Genomic DNA, 18,345 nt, shown 5'->3' with positions numbered 1-18,345 from the left:
CAGTGCTTAAAAAGCATGGACATCAAATGCTAAATAGTCCAAAAATCCTAATTAATTAATAGTTAGATATTATTGCGTACTAGGACAATTCTTTTTTATTTCATACAACTCTGATATCTGCTGTTCAGTAAATGGCATTTTATATAAATTGAGCTTTTGTTTGAGAATTAACCAAAAAAAAGGTATGTCTTCTACCAAGTATCTTTTCCATAATCTTCTAGGTTCAGATGCCAACCTGTATAACCATTCCAACCCCACCTCTCTCATCCATTTTGGAGCTCTTCCGATCTCACCTGCTTCAAAATTAATAGTTGCGCCTATGGCCAAAAATATTTTTATATTTGGTAACTTGTTTTTGTATTTACATATCCATTTTTCTTGTTTTGGTGCACCTACTCCGATTGCTAACACTGTTGCACCAGAGTTATTAATCATGGCAATAATTTTTCTACACTCTTGTTCTTTATTTTCAAACCCCCAAGAGGGAGAATAAGAACCAACAACAATATCTCTTCCTAATTTATTATTAATTCTAGTTTGAGCTTTGACAGCAACATCATTACTTCCCCCCAATAAAAATATCTTAATTTTTTCATTGTTTTTGTGATATTCATAAAATGCAGGGAAAAAATCAGAACCTGCTATTTTTTCTTGGATTGACGTACCTAAAAATCGAGATGCATAAATTAAAATTTGACTATCGCATAACTTGTAGTCAGCAATGCTATAAGCATTGAAAAACTCACTGTCGTATTGCAATTTGATGATGTGATCCACGTTAGGTGTAAATACAATACCGGAGTTGAGATTTTGTAACACTTCCTTGAGAGATACATTGCTAATTTCAATATTTAACAATCTAACTCTTTTCATATTTATCTCTTTAATGCTTGACCCTGATTTTGCTTGATTAACTCTTGCTTTTGCTGTATGACTGTTGTGTTCAAAGTGAGAAACACTTTATTTAGCAAAGCAAGTTATTCTGATGAACTGACAGTAAACTTTCGCTACGTAGCGACAAACTAAGCATTGACTGGGCTTGAACAGGGTAAAAGCTTTCACATTATCCTCCCTTGTTGGAAGTATCTGGAAAGCAGCTGCCAAGCTTATTGTTGTTGTGCTCAATTAAACATCAATTTTTTTTGAAATGATTTTTTTCATAGAAAGTCTCAGGCTGATGTATCAATCCAGGCTTTCTCAGTAGCGCGATCGCATCTTTTAGATACGCTTGGAATTAAAATTTAAATTTACTTGATTGGGGCGTACCTAGTTAGCTACTGGGGAGCCTCATTTTTTATTCAGTGTTCAGTTGACGTAAAGTTAGAGAAAGTTTACCTAAATAGTAAATACTAAAAATGCTGCTGTGACTGTGTTTTAGCTGTGTTCTCTTGAAGCCTCAAGAGCTTACACGGTTGCGATTTGATGTTATGATTCACACACTGTTCAGACAGCAGCCACTTACTTTAAGGATGGAAGGCCACAAACTCAACCATAAAGATAAAGTTCTGACCCACAAGCTTTAAGCTTTATACAAAATTTCCTGGCGGAACATAGCACTGGGTGTAAGCTTCTGTATGCATAGTCCCTAGTTGTGAAAAATTCTTTCATTGACTAGGTAGCGAATTGATGAGTCGACAGTAATGTCTAATTTGTGACAATCAAGCCACCAGTTCTACAAAGGTAAATCTCCCATACGCATAACACGTCATTGAAAAGCAATGCTAAAAAGAGTTCTTTACTGATATTTAACTATATGCTTTCAAAGTTTTTACAATAGCTCAATATAGCGCTTCCTAATTGAGTGCAGTACAGTAATAGAAGTGACTATGCTCGTAGGTGACTAGTAAAAATGAAAGCTTACTCGTTGGATCTGCGGCAGAAAATCATTGACATTTACAACACGGAACAGATCTCACAACGTCAACTGGCAAAACGCTTTGGTGTCAGCAAAAGCTTTGTGCAAACGCTGCTTAAACGCTATCGCAAAGAAGGCACGATAGCCAGAAAGCCACGCGCAGGAGGAAAACCAAGACTATTAACTTCAGTACATTTAGAACAACTGAGACATTTAGCAACTGAGAACAAGCACGCCACCTTAGAAGAATTATGTGAATTGCTATATCAAAAGACACAGGCACGAGTCAGTCGTTCTACAATGGGACGTATCTTGCAAGAGATGAATTTAACACGCAAAAAAAAACCTCCCCGCCAGCGAACAAAACAATAATTATATCCAGAACCTTAAGATGATAGTGAGATGAGATTAGTGCTGGGTTAGAACGTATTTATACTAGACAGCTAAGTTTTAATTGATTCAAAACACAAAAAAATTACCTTCATGACGATCGCGAGTTCTCACCGATTGTAAACTACTGCTCTAAAGTCAAATAATTATTGCAAAAAGTTGCTGTTTTTACCTATTAAGCTGTTAGCTTTACTACTATTAAAATCTTCTCTTCTGCAAAGACAAAGGATATTACCTATCGGTTACTGTATTGTAGGCAATTGAGAACAGCTATATTTTCTTTTTCAAATCTTAAAAAATAGACTGTTGTCAAATCAACTCACAATTTATTGTTGTTATGTAGATAGGGCAAAGCTTTTACCATCCTAAAATACAGAGGATTTTCTGGAGAGAATATGTAAAGTTTTTATGAAGATGCACTAAAAAGTTGAATTGCTAGTAGTAAGCCAAAGTGATTTTGATAAGTTTTGAATTTTGGCAGCGAGTAGAAATAGAACAGCAAATCAGGTTAAGCTAGAAACGCTCGCTATGTGGTTTTGTGGCCGTTTTGTTTAGGTAAATGACTGATATAATTTCACTTTCAGGTTGCTCAAATTAGCAGCGATGACTGATTCCGGTCAGTATAGTGGAGACAACTGCCAAAGCGATCGCACGCTCTTATTCATTAAATGCGGCTGTGATGTACAGTTCACAGCTAGCGGTAAATCAGCATAATGTACTTCGGAAATGTCACGGTGCAATCATTGCTTGCAACACTCGACTTATAAGGCATTTTGATGCACTGCATTGTCAAAAAAACCTACTGGATCAAGGATTTCGTATTTGCAGAGAATGATATCAAATCCGTTTGATTAGTTATTGTATCTGCCCTCACCCCTGCCCCTCTCCCAACTTGGGAGAGGGGCAAGGGTGAGGGTTTTTAATGAATATGAATTAGCCGGATTTGATATGATATCCTGACAGTCGATCGCTATGAGGAAATGTCAAGGTTATATTTTTATATAAAACATCATACTCAAGAGTGAATTTTATAGCAGCTTGATATAGTCTTGCTCAAATCTTCATAAATAAGCATGACCAAAATCTGCTGCTGGCTTTTTCTCAAAGCTTAATTTGTGGGGCTTCGGGTGGAAAAAAAGCTTACGGGATGGGATGGAATGTATATGAATATTTTATGAAGATTGTACGCAGTTAACAGCTTAACATTAATATAATTTTATAACTTTAAGTTTTCGTGGCAAAAATTTGCAGAGAACATAAAAGCTCTGTTGCAAAGGCTCGGTTTATGTGGCCACTCTAAAGATTTCAGCCATAAGTTTGACTCATTCTCTGTCCTCCAACACCAAATAGTTGAAGAAAGTCGTGGTGTGGTTAATGCCAAAACCCCACTTATCAATCATGTCTGCTAGTTACTAGTGACACCACTTGTAGCTTATTCACTGTGGGTAGAGATAGAGGTTAGATGAGAGGTCATATATTTGCATGAGCTATCCAATAGCTCGCCTCGCTCTTTGTCTTTTAACCCAGTTCGTCAATTGCGAGAGTAAAGATGTCTTTCACGATCGCCTACTTAATAAATCAGTATCCCAAGGTCAGTCACAGTTTTATTCGCCGAGAAATCAACAGCCTAGAGACATATGGAATCAAAATACAGCGATTTGCAATCCGTTCTTGCAGCACAGAGTTGGTTGATGAAGCGGACAAATTAGAACAACAGAAGACTCAGGTAGTCTTGGGAATTGGGATAGTAGGCTTGCTTATTGCTTTACTCCGCACTGTTCTAGTCCGACCAATTCGTTTTCTACAAGCCTTGTGGTTGACACTCAAGCTTGGTTGGCGTTCGGAGCGAGGTCTTTTGTATCATCTGATCTACTTAGCTGAGGCTTGCGTTCTTTTACGTTGGTGGACAGATGCAGGCATAGCCCATGTTCACTCTCACTTTGGCACGAATTCCACCACAGTAGCGATGTTGTGCCGTGCCATTGGTGGCCCACCCTACAGTTTCACTGTTCACGGCCCTGAAGAGTTCGATTCTGTCAAGTCTCTGGCCTTAGCAGAAAAAGTCGAACGGGCTACTTTTGTCATCACAGTTAGTTCCTTCGGCAAAAGTCAGCTTTATCGTTGGTGTCCTCAACAGCAGTGGTCAAAAATTTATGTGGTTCGTTGTGGTGTAGATAATGCATTTCTGGATATAGCACCCACCGCTACACCCTCCCAGCCGCGCTTCGTCTGTGTTGCCAGGATGGGCGAAGCCAAGGGGCATCTGCTTTTAATGGATGCCGCAGCTCAGTTAGTAGCCCTTGGCTTGCAGTTTGAACTGGTATTGGTAGGCGATGGTCCCCTACGCGGCAAGATTGAAAATGCGATCGCTCGACTCGGACTACAAGATTGTGTCAAAATCATCGGCTGGGCCAGCAATGCTGAGGTTCGTCAACAGATCCTAGCTGCACGAGCAATGGTGCTACCTAGCTTTGCTGAAGGTTTGCCAGTAGTACTGATGGAGGCTTTAGCACTAGGCTGTCCAGTTATCAGCACCTACATTGCCGGAATTCCGGAGTTAGTAGAGCCGGGTGTGTGTGGTTGGTTAGTTCCACCTGGCTCAGTTGAAGCATTAGTGGCAGCTATGCGAGAAGCATTGCTGTTACCAATGAACAAGCTGGAACAAATGGGTATCCAAGGGCGAAAGCGAGTTATTCAACGGCATAATGCCACAGTTGAAGCTGGCCGCCTAGCGACACTATTTCGTTCTAGCATCGAGAATTCCAAAAATCAGGCAATTGAAATTTCGTCAACTGTTGACTATTCAAATAACCGTAATGTCGAGGAGAAAGTGCTACATCAAAACTTACTGAATTTCTCTGCTACCGATTTACCTTCTTCACAGAAATCATGACCTCACTGAAGAAGCTTGCTATCAGTGGTACGGTTTGGACTATCACTGGCTATGGATTGAGCCAACTCCTGAGACTAGGCGGTAACTTGATTTTGACTCGCCTACTCTTCCCACAATTTTTTGGCCTGATGGGTCTGATCACCATTTTCCTGATGGGCTTGCAGCTGTTATCGGACATTGGTATTAATCAAAGCATCATCCAGAATAAGCGCGGGGATGAACCAAATTTTCTTAACACTGCCTGGAGCTTACAGGTTATTCGTGGCATTGGTTTGTGGTTATGTTGCGTTTTGATTGCTTGGCCGCTTGCTAAGTTTTACGGAGAACCCCAGTTCTTATTGTTGCTCCCGGTGGTTGGTCTGAGCACTGTGATCTCTGGCTTCAACTCCACTGCTTTATCCACGCTCAACCGTAATATGTTTGTCCGTGAGTTGGCACTTTTTGAACTTAAGGTGCAGGCGGTATCCCTGACAGTGATGATTATCTGGGCTTGGTTTAGTCCAACGATCTGGGCTCTTGTAATTGGTAACATTACAGCAGCTTTGCTACGTATGGTTTGGAGCCATCGCTTGAATTCTGGGCCACCTAATCGCTTTGCTTGGGATCGAGATGCAGTCAAAGCCATATTGTCTTTAGGTAAGTGGATATTTTTTTCGACGGCTTTATTCTTCTTAGCTGAACAATCTGACCGACTGATTCTCGGCAAATTGATTTCTATAGAGGTTTTGGGTATATATAGCATTGCCTTCACACTTGCTGACATCCCACGCCAGGTTCTCTTTGCGCTCAGTAGTAAAGTAATTTTTCCAGTTTTTTCTAAATTTGCTGACCTTCCTCGCGAAATTTTTCGTGAGAGAATTCAAAAGAACCGTAAGTTTGTTTTGATCGCAATGGCATTGGGCTTGACGGTTCTAGTCAGCTTCGGAGATATCGTAATAATTACCCTGTACGATCGCAGGTATCTTCAAGCCGCGTGGATGTTACCGATTTTGGCATTAGGCATCTGGCCGCGAGTACTTACCCAAACAATTGATACGTCACTTTTGGCTGTTGGCAACGCTAAATATTTAGCAATTGGTAGTTTTTCCAAATTTATTTTTATGATCCTTGGATTGCCCTTGGGATTTTATCTCATGGGTCTTCCTGGAGCTGTGATGACAGTTGCACTTAATGACCTTCCCTTCTATAGCGTAATAATTTATGGTCTTTGGCGTGAGAAACTTGCCTGTATAAAACAAGATATTGAAGCTACTTTGATATTGTTTGCATTCATCAGTTTAGTGATGATTTTTAGAATCATTTTGGATTGGGGACTACCTATAAGTACTCTCTATAATTCTTGAACTTTATGAATTGTTGAGAAAAACAATGACTGTTTGTGCAATTTGCAATCACTCGCTCGGTAATAAATCTTATTTCGTACGAGAAATGATGTTTGGATTTAGAGATGAATTTGAATATTTTGAATGTGGTCAATGTGGATGCTTGCAGCTTAAAAATATTCCGGAAAATATTTCCAAATACTACCCTGATGATTTTTATTCTTTTCAAATTCCTGTAGTCGAAGAGGAAAACACACTTCAGTCTTTTCTCAGACATCAGAGAATGAAATACTTAATTGCTGGAAATACTTATTTGGAGCCTTTACTTTCAAAAATCCTCACCAAAATATCTAGCATACCTCAACCAATTTACTATGATTGGGTAAAAAAACTGAAATTACCAATGGATTCAAAAATTTTAGATGTAGGTTGTGGAGTTGGCAAATCTCTTCTGAGTATGCGCTCTGATGGGTTTACCGACCTCACAGGAATCGATCCTTTTATAGAAAAAGATATTTTCTATGAAAATGGAGTTAACATTTTTAAGAAACACTTAGATGAAATGGAAGGGCAATTTGATTTCATCTTTCTCAACCATTCTTTTGAGCACATGCCCAACCCATTAGCTGTAATTAAGAAATTATATAGTCTATTAAAGAGCGATAAACATATAATTATTAGTATCCCATTAGCTTCTTCTTTTGCTTGGCGCAAATATGGTATTCATTGGGTACAAATAGACGCTCCACGTCATTTTTTTGTGCATACAATTAAAAGTATGGAAATTTTGGCAAATCAAGGAGGTTTTCAAATTACAGATGTTGAATTTAACTCAAATTGTTTTCAGTTCTGGGGAAGTGAACAGTTTCTCAGAGACATACCCTTGATAGACAGTATTTCTTATGCTGTAAATCCTGAAAATTCTATTTTTTCTAAAAATGAAATCAAAAGCTTTGCGAAAAAGTCTACACAGCTAAATAAGGCAAAAGATGGCGATCAAGCAAGTTTTTACTTGTATAAACCTTAAAGGGGACTGGGTATCAGGGATTGGGGATTGGGGATAAATAATTTCCCGATCGCCGTTCCCCGTTCCCTGTTAAGAGTTCCCTGTCTTTCTTAGGAACTAACTTACAACTACGTCAAACTCAATTTATATTTTTACTAAGTAAAGCTGATGAACCCTCTGGTATATATTGTCATGTTTGGCTGGATTCCGTTTGTCATCTATCTATTTAGGTGGGTGCCAGCTCAGAGGGCAGTTATTATAAGTTTCATCATCGCGTGGCTATTCCTGCCTGTCGTCAAGTTTCACTTCTCAGGTCTGCCAGACTATACCAAAATGTCAGCGACCTGTTATGGCATTCTATTAGCAACTATTATATTTGACATTAAACGCTTCAGTTCGTTTCAGTTTGGCTGGCTTGACCTGCCGATGTTAGTTTGGTGCTTATGCCCTCTAGCATCATCAATTACTAATGATTTGGGTGTATACGATGGGTTATCATCTGTTCTCGACCAAACTGTGACTTGGGGATTACCGTATTACCTGGGTCGATTGTATCTCAATAACCTCGATGGATTGCGTAAGTTAGCCATTGACATATTCATCGGCGGTTTAATCTATATCCCTCTGTGCTTATTTGAACTCCGCATGAGTCCGCAGTTACACCGGATATTTTATGGCTTTCACGCACGCAGTGCTTTTGGCCAAACAATCCGAGGCGGAGGATACAGGCCGACAGTTTTTATGGAACACGGCCTTATGGTTGGTGCGTGGATGGCGGCAGCTGCACTACTCGGTGTTTGGTTGTGGAGGGCTGGCATTGCCAAGCAAGTCTGGGGTATTTCAGCTAAATGGCTTGTAGCTGCATTAATAGTAACAACCATACTAGTAAAATCAACAGGCGCGATAATTTTACTGGCATTGGGCTTGTGCATCTTATTCTTCTCCAATAGGTTTCGTACCTCTATATTGATATTGATTGCGATCGCCGCGATCTCATCACATGTGTATCTGGGAGTGAGCGGACAATTTCCTGCAGATCAAATTGTTGCCGTTGTATCCAATGTGTTCAATGAAGAACGAGCACAATCAGTGCAGTTTAGATTTGAGAATGAAAAGCTCCTTTCCGAAAAGGCGCGGGAGAGAATCGTTTTTGGGTGGGGAGGATGGGGACGCAGCCGCGTGTATGACGAGTGGGGAAAGGATATTTCAATTACTGATAGTTTGTGGATTGTTGCTTTTGGCACTAAGGGTTTAGTAGGCGTCATCAGCCTCATGGCATCGCTATTACTGCCGGCGATCGCATTTGTACTACTTTACCCAGCTCAGATGTGGAATCACCACAAAGTGGCATCAGCTGCAGCTCTAGCAGTGCTTTTGGTTTTGTATATGTTGGACTGTCTGCTAAACGCGATGATCAACCCCATCTACATACTCGCATGTGGTGGCGTAGCAGGGCTGGTAATCAAGCAAACAAGAATCAGTAAAGAAATAAAGCAATTAGAAACTCATATACCTCGTTATAGATAGGCTTAATTCTCTCTATTGTTCAGAAAATCAACTACTGAAAGTATTAAAAAACGGCGCTTAAAGAAAAATTTATGTCTAATGCAATTCAGCTAGATAACCTATCTCGTCTGTTGGTAGTCATCCTTAACTACCGCATCCCCCAGCTGACAATTGCCTGCTTGCGTTCTTTGGTGGATGAAGTGCGATCGCTACCAGGTACGCACGTTGTAGTAGTTGACAACGCTTCTGGTGATGGATCTGCGGCACTAATTCAAGGGGCGATCGCAGCTGAAAGCTGGGGTGATTGGGTTTCGCTCCTACCACTAGAGCATAATGGCGGATACGCCTTCGGCAATAACGCTGCAATCCGCTTGGGGCTTGAGTCAACTAATCCACCACCCTATTTTCTGATCCTCAACCCAGATACGCTTGTTCGTGCTGGAGCCTTAAAAGCTCTGGTAAACTTCATGGATGAACAGCCCGATGTAGGAATTGCGGGTAGCCGCCTAGAAGATCCTGACGGCACTCCGCAGCGCTCAGCTTTTCGCTTCCACACTATCTTCAGTGAACTTGATTCCGGTTTGCGTCTGGGAGTGATAACGAAATTATTGTCAAGATGGGTGGTTGCCCCTGCTGTTCGTGAAGACACCTATCAAACCGATTGGGTGTCTGGAGCAAGCATGATTGTCCGCCGCGAAGTCTTTGCATCAGTAGGTTTGCTCGATGAGAAATATTTCCTATATTTTGAGGAAGTAGACTTTTGCTTGCAGGCAAACAAAGCAGGTTGGTCTTGTTGGTACGTTCCTGCTAGTCGAGTTGTGCATCTAGTCGGGCAAAGTACAGGAGTAAATAACCCCAACCAGCGACCCAAACGCCTACCCAAATACTGGTTTGATTCTAGACGCAGATACTTTATCAAAAATCACGGTTGGCTGTATGCAGCCCTAGCTGATGCAACTTGGGTGTTTGGTTTCTTTGTGTGGAGATGGCGGCGGGTGATTCAGCGCAAGCCAGACACAGACCCACCCAAGCTGATGAGTGACTTTCTGCTCAATAGCATATTCATCAAAGGAAGTCAAGCTTAACACGTACGATCTATCTGTAATCGATTTTTAAAACGCGATTTTAGTCATAGCCTTAATTCACATCAGGCGTAATTCCGGAAGATAAATTCAAAGACAGCGAGATGGTTTGTTCGCAGGGGGGTGCAAGTGCCAAGCTTTTCCAACAACATTGGGGTAGTTGTCATTGGACGCAATGAAGGCGATCGCTTAATCAAAAGCCTAGATGCTGTTGTCGATGGGTCGCGCGTAGTAGTATACATTGACTCCGGTTCCACCGATGGCAGCTGCGAAGTTGCATCTCAACGCGGAGTCGAGGTGGTTAATCTGGATATGTCGGTGCCGTTCACTGCTGCCCGAGCTCGCAATGCTGGCTTTGAGCGGCTGCGCGCAAAGCATCCTGAAGTAGAGTACGTCCAATTCATTGACGGTGATTGCGAGGTCGTCGAGGGCTGGATCGAGGCAGCCGCCCAAACACTGAATGCCAATCCCGATGCAGTTGCTGTCTGTGGCTGGACGTGCGAACGTTACCCAGAACGCAGTATCTATAACCGCATCTGTAGTGTGGAGTGGCGGATGATGGGGCCAATCGGACGGACATCTAGCTTCGGTGGCAACGTGATGATTCGTGCCGATGCCCTGGCAGCCGTAGGGGGCTACGACGCCAGCGTCATCGCCGCCGAAGATGATGAACTGAGCGTGCGGTTGCGTCAAAATGGCGGTACGCTCCTCCGCATCGACCAAGACAGCGTCCTGCACGACGCCGACATCCACAGCCTGTCGCAATGGTGGCGACGTGCCAAACGCTGCGGCTATGCATTTGCCCAGGTTTCGCACATACACGGGGCTTATCCTGAGCGCAAGTTTGTCAAAGAGATATGGCGCACCTGGATTTGGGGGGCGATCGCACCTTTGGGTACACTAGCGCTGTTGCCTTTCACACATGGGCTATCGTTGATTGTCTTGGGGCGCTATCCACTGATCGCTCTGCGGACGATTTTCAAAACGCAGCGACAGGGATTTTCTTGGGCTGACAGCATCGCTTGGGGTTTTTCGTGTGCAGTATCGGTGTTTCCTCAAGCAATCGGTGCTGCCAAGTTCCACCGCGATCGCCTGCTCAAAAAACAGCATGAAATTATTGAACACAAGCTTCCGCAAGCACCCGCGATGAAAGCGATCCAACCAACTGGGAGATAGGTAAATGGCTGATAGCAATCGACGTAGTCACCCCGTTGCCGTCGCGCTTCTCGGCGCTGGCTACATTTCTGATTTCCATATTCGGGCGCTGCGCTTGTTACCCAACGTCGAGGTACGAGCCATCTGCGATTTGAACCGCAGACTAGCACAGCGATTTGCTGAGGCAAAGGGGATACCGAACGTCTACAACGATCTGGGCGAGATGCTGTCTCGCGAACAGCTAGACGTTGTTCACATCCTGACGCCGCCCCACGTTCACTTCACAACTGGTAGCCAAGTGATAGAGGCTGGTGTTGATGCCCTGATTGAGAAGCCGCTTTGCCACAAAGTTACTTACTGCCAGGAACTCCGCAAGCTTGCAGATGCTGCGGGTAGAGCGATCGCTGTTAGCAACAACTTTCTGTATTTCCCGGTGTATGAGAAGTTGGTAGCCGACCTGCGTAGCGGTCGGTTAGGGCAGATCGATCAAATAGACATTGTTTGGAACAAAGAACTTGGACTGCTCAAAGGCGGCCCATTTGGGGCGTGGATGCTCCAGTCACCAAAGAACATTCTATTTGAGGTAGCTCCCCATTCATTCGTCCACCTTATCCATCTCCTCGGTCAGCCCGAAGAAATTTCCGTCGATGTCCATGATAAAGTGGAACTACCGCGCGGGCTAGAATTTTACCGTCGCTGGGAAATCCGAGGTTGGCAGGGCAACACCAGCATCCGGTTGCGGTTTTCGTTCATTGATGGATATCCAGAACACTACATCCATACTCGCGGCACGAATGCAGTGGCGCGGGTGGACTTCGAGAACAACACCTACGTCTGCCAAGAGCATACTCCCTACCTGCTTGATGTCGATCGCTATGCCAATGTAGTAACTAGTGCCCGTGACTCTCTACTGCAAGCCAGTGGCACCTTAACCAGTTTCGTGCTATCTAAGATGGGTCTATCCAAAGCATCAGGCCCATTCCCCTACAGCATCGCGCGAACAGTCGAGAGTTTCTACAACAGTAGGGGAGGGATTCTGGACGAGAGGTTGAGTCCGGCAATTAGTGAAGCCGCAGTCGCACTTGCTGAGTGGGTTGCCCGCGAGGCTGATTTGCCAATACCAGATCAAGCGGTATCTGTTGCTAACGAATTGGTCAAGCCGACCGTGCCAAAATCTATAGTGCTGGTGATTGGCGGTACAGGTTTCATTGGTCAAGCCCTGGTGCGCCGCCTCCGTAAAGACGGTTATGGCGTCCGCATTCTTGCCCGCGATCCCAATAGCTGCCCGGCAGAATTACGTAAACTCGGAGTTGAGTTTGCCAAGGGCGACTTTGCTGATGCCAACGCGGTAGAGGCTGCGCTGGATGGCATCCGCTATGTTTACCACCTAGCACGGGGCAACGGCAAAACCTGGAGCGAGTACCTAGAAACTGACGTTAAGCCTACGCGCAAAGTTGCTGAGTTATGTCTCAAACACGGAATTGAGCGGCTGTTTTACGCATCTTCAATTGCGATTTACTATGCTGGCAAGAACACATCGACCATTACGGAAGAAACCAAACCTCATGATGACATCATTCGCGTTGCTCCCTATGCGAGATCGAAGGTAGAAAATGAGCGATCGCTGCTGGAACTCCACCAAAAACAGGGCTTACCTGTAGTTATTTTCCGTCCGGGTGTGGTACTCGGTCGCGGTGGCAATCCTTACCACTGGGGAATTGCCGCTTGGCCCTACAGTTCAGTGTGCAGCCTCTACGGTGATGGCAATAACCACCTACCAATTGTGCTTGTAGATGACGTTGCTGACGCGATGGTGCGGGCGATCGCAGTACCAGGTATTGAAGGTGAGTCTTACAACCTTGCCAGTACCCCTTGTATCACAGCTAATGAATACCTCGATGAGTTTGAGCGTCAGGCGAACATCAAACTACGACGAGTAGCCACATCGGCCTGGAAGTCCTACACCGAAGCCCTTTTCAAGTGGGCAATCAAGAGCATCGGACGCGATCCTAATGCCGCATTTCCCAGCTATGCAGATTGCGAGGGTCGCAGCTTTGCTGCTAGGTTTGATTCCTCAAAAGCAGAGCATCAGCTGGGCTGGTCGCCAGTCAAAGACCGCGAAACTATTATCCGCGAAGGCATACATATTCCTGTTGAAGAGTTCTTTAGGTAGAAGGAATACCCCGGTTTCTAGGTGTGAGGAGGATATCAAGTAAACCTACACACAGCACATAGCTTATGAATTATTTACTAGTTAGCTATGTACCCTTTGGCAAGGGGTCATCACCAAATACATATGTCCTGGGCGATATGTGGCTTGAAGACTTACGAGCGCAAGCCGAAGCATGGAGTCCATACGGCAGATTAGGTGTCGCTGTTCGATATGTTGACGATCTGACAGTGGCCGATAGTGGTAGCTTCAACTTAGTAGAAATTAATCCACAGGAAGAGGGATTTGATGTTTTCCCCTTGCCAAATTACTATTCTTTGAAAACCTTCATTACAAAGCTTCCCAAGCTCAGGAAGCAGCTAAATCAAGCTTGTCAATGGGCTTCTATTGTACAAGCTGATTACAACGGTCATCCAGTGTCTTTGGCAGAGATTGTTTGGCCAATTGCGAAAAAGCATAACAAAAAACGCATCTATGTGTTTAATGGAGCCGATCCTTTTCCTCGCCTAGAGCAGTTTGTTGCACAAGAGCCAAATCCCATTATACGAATGCTGAAACAGCAAAAAATGGTCAAGTATTTTGATCGTTTCTGTCGCCAAGCAATACGTGAAGCTGACCTAGTGTTCGCGCATAACTTTTCAGTAGTTGAGCGGTTTCAGCAAGAGTGGAGCGATCGCTGTCACAATTTTGAACGCACCTTTGTGACAGACGAGATTCTCATTAGCGACCAACAGGCAGCGTTACGCCAACAACGATTAATGGATGCTTCCCAACCACTACGCTTAATTACGGCTGGACGACAAACGCCAATTAAAGCAACTGACCATGTGCTGCGAGCAATGGCAATTGCATTATCCCGTGGTATTGACCTGCATTTGGATGTGGTTGGAGATGGGGACTCTCTGGAAAATTACAAGCAATTAGCGGTCGAACTTGGTCTAGAGGAGACAGTTCGGTTCGTCGGTGGCGTGCCTTACGGTCGAGAGTTGTTTGACTGGTTCGATCAAGCGCACATAATCGTAGTCACCAACCTAACCGCCGAAATCAGCCGTAACATATTTTTAGGAATGGCTCGCGGTCTACCAGTGATCCTCTATCGTAATCCCGGAAGCGACGCACTGTTAGAAAAACACAAAACCTCCATTCTCGTGCCCTCCGGTGATATTGACGCTTTGAGTGCAGCATTCATAGAAGCCCATCAAAATCGCACCTACTTAGCTGAGTTACTTGCCAATGGTCTGGCACTTGCTCGCACCAGAACGCTGGATGAAACCCATAGGCGTCGTGCAGAACTTGCTGCATGTTTGCACGGCTAAAGCATTTACATAGCAATCCAATTTGATTCATGAACTTTACTCATAAAGACAGGGAACAGAGAACGCTTAACAGGGAACAGGAAAACAATGTGTGTAATTAATTCTGTTTGAATACTTATGGATCACCGTAATAAATTAATTACCAAATTGCGTCGTTGGAAATATTTATTAATCAGGTTGTGCAGTCAAGATAAAATTCTCATTTATCCTTGCCTAGCTTTGATAACTTTTTCGATTGTCATCAGTGGTTGTTCTCTACCAAGCAACCAAACAATGGTGACTGCTGAAAAGAGCATTCCTAGCTCCACTCCTTTTGTTGTAAGTGCCAAAAAGAGTATTCCTAATTCCACTTCTTTTGTAGGAATGGGTCTTAGTGGTATTGCCGATTGGTCAACTCAATTACCATTTTTGGATATTTTTAAATTGTCTCGGCAATGGATTACTCAATGCGAAAGTAGAGATCCCGGTTGTAATAGCAATGGAGAATGGGATACAAATGAAGCCAGTCTTCTAAATTTAGACAAAAACGGTTGGGTCAAATCTCTACCAAATCCCAACGCTCCTCCCAAATACACCCGAGTCAGTACTTTACTATTGAGAGAAATAAAAGGCCGTTATCCTTCTGGAAAATATATTGTTTTGTATGATGGTGAAGGCACAATTGAGTATGGTTTTGATGCTCAAAAAGATAAAGTCGCTTCAACTCCTGGAAAAGATGTAATCAATGTCAATTCCGAAGGCGGCGGAGGCATATTAATTACTATCAGTTCTACCGACCCTAAAAAGACAGGTAATTACATTCGTAACATTCGAGTTGTCAGAGCTGAAGATTTAGCTCTCTACACTAAAGGTGAAATATTTAATCCTGCTTTTATAAACAAAATTAAAAGCTTTAAAAATCTTCGCTTCATGGACTGGATGCAAACAAATGGTTCACAGCAGAAAGAATGGTCTTCTCGACCTACACCCACAACTGCTTCCTATGCTCTCAATGGAGTGCCTGTAGAGGTAATGGTTGCTCTCGCCAATAAAATCAACGCCCAGCCGTGGTTCAACATGCCCCATATGGCTACTGATGAATACATGGCTAAATTTGCTCAAGTGGTGAAAGAAAAACTGAACCCAAAATTAAAGGCATATGTAGAGTTTTCTAATGAGGTTTGGAATTGGAAATTTCCACAGGCAAATTATGCTTTAAAACAAGGTCAAGCGAAATGGGGAAAAGATAAAAAAGATGCTTACATGCATTGGTACGGTATGCGTACTGCTCAAATGTGCAATACCTGGAAAAACACTTTTGCTAAGCAAAAGGATCGTGTAGTGTGCGTGATGGGCACTCAAACAGCATGGCAAGGGTTAGAGAATGCCGCTTTAGACTGCAAATATTGGGTAGCAGAAGGTAATAAATCTTGTTATCAACACGGTATTGATGCTTATGCGATCGCTGGATATTTCGGTACAAGTTTGGGTGCACCGGAAAATACTAAAACAGTAGAGTCTTGGTTGAATGAGCCAGATGGTGGTTTTAGTAAAGCTTTTCAGCAGTTAAAGCAAGGAGGGTTACTTAAAAACTCTAGCGATAGTTTAGCAGATAATTACAACAGCTTTATTTATCATGCCAAGGTAGCCCGAAAAAGAAATTTGCAGCTAGTTGCTTACGAAGGGGGTCAACATATCGTTGGTCATTCTGGAGTGGAGAATAACGAAAAGTTGACCAATTTCTTTATCAAACTAAATCGGCATCCAGCCATGTATGAAATCTATACCCAATTACTAAATGATTGGAAAAAAGCTGGAGGAGGATTATTCATGCATTTTGTCGATATCGGAGCACCTGGTAAGTGGGGAAGTTGGGGCGCATTAGAATACGTAGGACAAAATAGTTCACCTAAATATCAGGCATTAGTAGATTTTAATAAAAATAATCGTTAGCGTGTTGAGTGCTAAAGGCAATTGTAGAAGAGAGCAAGAATTCAATTGCAACAGCCGGGAGGCAGCAGCCCACCACCCTCGTTACCAGGTTGAACCTGGTAACGATAATTAGAGCCTCTGGCTCTTATATAAACTGTTGCGAGATATCAGATAAGCAGCAAGAATTCATAATTATTAAAAATACTTGGTGTGACTAGAAAATTTGTGAGGTAATCAGCATGACAGATAAAACTATAATTGAACCAACTCCATATAAAAATACTAAAAATTCATCAAAATTTTTAAGATATATACATAATTTTCGGGGGTTTGCAATTCTCACAATTGTGGCTACTCATATCATTCCTACTCTAGAATGGGGTGATGAAAGAGTAGAAAAAATAACTTCTATTTTGATTGGCAATGGAACTGTATATTTTATCTTTATAGCAGGATTTTTATTCCAGTTTTTATCTTCCAAATATGAATACAAAAAATACTTGAGTAAAAAACTGCAATACGTTATTCTGCCTTATCTATTAATATCAATACCAGCAATTATATTTTGCATTGCTAGGAAAATATATATTCCACCAGATTGGTTTAGTGCTCGTTTTTCAGATTGGTCAATTCCTGGTCAAATCATCATGTACTTACTGACCGGAGCGCATTTACCACCATTCTGGTTCATTCCCATGATTACCATTTTTTATATTATCTCGCCCATATTGCTATGGGTGGATAGGCATCCCCAAGCCTATCGCATACTCCCCATGTTACTGACGATCACCGCAGTTGTACCTAGACCCTATCAGAATGATAATGTTATGCAGTCATTTGTCCATTTCCTATCTGTCTATATGATAGGTATGTTTTGTTCGCACTATAGAGACAAGCTGTTTTTGATTGTGCAGAAAAAAAATCTCTGGCTGCTGATAGGCTTCGTTATCTTAACTGCTTTAGAAATTGCGATCGTACCAAGACCGATTGCGATTAATTCACTGAGTAAACTAATTCTGTGCGTACTAATCATCTACGTTTTATGGCTCATTGAATCACGCCTACCAAAAAAATTTCATGAGATCATGGGTTTCCTAGCTGAATTGAGTTTCGGAATCTATTTTCTCCACGACTACTTCATAATTGCCTACTCTGGGGCAGCTAATAAATTTGGATTCGATCCATTTTGGACTCAAGCTAATCCATTAACTTTTTCGCTAATTTTCTTCACTGCGGTAGGAGCAAGCATCGTTTCAATCTTGATCGTGAAGAGAATTTTTGGGAAAAATAGCCGATTTGTTATTGGCTCATAAATTGAGTTTTCGAGATATCTGTTTTTCCGGCTTCGACTGTGGTCGATATTTCTTACAAAATCCTCGGTATTTAGCAGCGCATTCTTCTAATACCAATTCCCTTTAACTGTGAAACATATGTAGATCCCCCCCATTCCTCCCTCGCTCCTAATCCCCACGGAGTGGGGGCCGGTGAGTTCCCCAGAGGGGGCCGGTGAGTCCCTCCTTTTTAAGGGGGGCTATAGAGAATCATCTGTCTCAAATATTTAGAGAAATGGTAAGTAGATGGACGTAATTAAACATAAAGTGCTTATTTTGTGACAAGGCGGGCAGGATGCCCCGAAGTTTGCCGGAAAGAACATCTCCCCGGCAACTTCTCTCCACCCCACAAGAGATTTGTTGTTCTTGTGGGGTGGGCGTCTCGCCCGCCCTATTTTTACTTTATTT

At 42.8% G+C, this 18,345-nt stretch carries 12 protein-coding genes; 11 read left to right on the top strand and 1 reads right to left on the bottom strand.

All coding sequences use genetic code 11. The features are described from left to right. Positions 1–69 precede the first annotated feature (69 nt). Entirely contained in the window at positions 70–873 is an 804-nt protein-coding gene (locus HXY43_RS03335; RefSeq protein WP_290879975.1) for a WecB/TagA/CpsF family glycosyltransferase, read from the bottom strand. A 976-nt stretch (positions 874–1,849) separates the two neighbouring features. Between HXY43_RS03335 and HXY43_RS03330 the strand changes: the two genes are divergently transcribed. From HXY43_RS03330 to HXY43_RS03280, 11 genes are all read left to right on the top strand, one after another. Next, positions 1,850–2,227 (top strand): helix-turn-helix domain-containing protein, encoded by a 378-nt coding sequence (locus tag HXY43_RS03330; protein ID WP_026733959.1) that lies wholly within the window; start codon positions 1,850–1,852, stop codon positions 2,225–2,227. Positions 2,228–3,794: 1,567 nt separating this feature from the next. Next, a complete protein-coding gene (locus HXY43_RS03325) occupies positions 3,795–5,138 on the top strand; it encodes a glycosyltransferase (protein ID WP_290879970.1) in 1,344 nt (447 codons plus the stop codon). After that, entirely contained in the window at positions 5,135–6,481 is a 1,347-nt protein-coding gene (locus HXY43_RS03320) for an oligosaccharide flippase family protein (protein ID WP_290879969.1), read from the top strand. Before HXY43_RS03325 ends, HXY43_RS03320 begins: the two co-directional genes overlap by 4 nt. Before the next feature lie 25 nt (positions 6,482–6,506). Beyond that, positions 6,507–7,487: a class I SAM-dependent methyltransferase gene (locus tag HXY43_RS03315; RefSeq protein ID WP_290879967.1), complete on the top strand. Its 981-nt coding sequence runs from the start codon at positions 6,507–6,509 to the stop codon at positions 7,485–7,487. Between the two features lie 312 nt (positions 7,488–7,799). Then, the gene (locus HXY43_RS03310; protein ID WP_290879965.1) at positions 7,800–8,993 is read left to right on the top strand and encodes an O-antigen ligase domain-containing protein; all 1,194 of its coding nucleotides are present in this window, start codon (positions 7,800–7,802) and stop codon (positions 8,991–8,993) included. 71 nt (positions 8,994–9,064) lie between these two features. Beyond that, positions 9,065–10,057: a glycosyltransferase family 2 protein gene (locus HXY43_RS03305; RefSeq protein ID WP_290879963.1), complete on the top strand. Its 993-nt coding sequence runs from the start codon at positions 9,065–9,067 to the stop codon at positions 10,055–10,057. A 126-nt stretch (positions 10,058–10,183) separates the two neighbouring features. After that, complete coding sequence (locus tag HXY43_RS03300) at positions 10,184–11,230, top strand: glycosyltransferase family 2 protein (protein WP_290879961.1); 1,047 nt, start codon at positions 10,184–10,186, stop codon at positions 11,228–11,230. Between the two features lie 4 nt (positions 11,231–11,234). Then, positions 11,235–13,382 carry an NAD-dependent epimerase/dehydratase family protein gene (locus HXY43_RS03295; RefSeq protein WP_290879958.1) on the top strand — a complete coding sequence of 716 codons (2,148 nt, stop codon included), beginning with the start codon at positions 11,235–11,237 and terminating at the stop codon, positions 13,380–13,382. Between the two features lie 65 nt (positions 13,383–13,447). Next, positions 13,448–14,695, top strand: a complete 1,248-nt coding sequence (locus HXY43_RS03290; RefSeq protein WP_290879955.1) for a glycosyltransferase — start codon at positions 13,448–13,450, stop codon at positions 14,693–14,695. A gap of 117 nt (positions 14,696–14,812) precedes the next feature. Then, a complete protein-coding gene (locus HXY43_RS03285) occupies positions 14,813–16,627 on the top strand; it encodes a cellulose-binding protein (protein ID WP_290879952.1) in 1,815 nt (604 codons plus the stop codon). 218 nt (positions 16,628–16,845) lie between these two features. Beyond that, positions 16,846–17,919, top strand: a complete 1,074-nt coding sequence (locus HXY43_RS03280) for an acyltransferase (protein WP_290879951.1) — start codon at positions 16,846–16,848, stop codon at positions 17,917–17,919. Positions 17,920–18,345: the final 426 nt, after the last annotated feature.

It is taken from the genome of Fischerella sp., assembly GCF_013388695.1.
Taxonomy (GTDB): Bacteria; Cyanobacteriota; Cyanobacteriia; order Cyanobacteriales; family Nostocaceae; genus PCC9605.
This window is presented reverse-complemented; position numbering and strand designations above follow the sequence as displayed.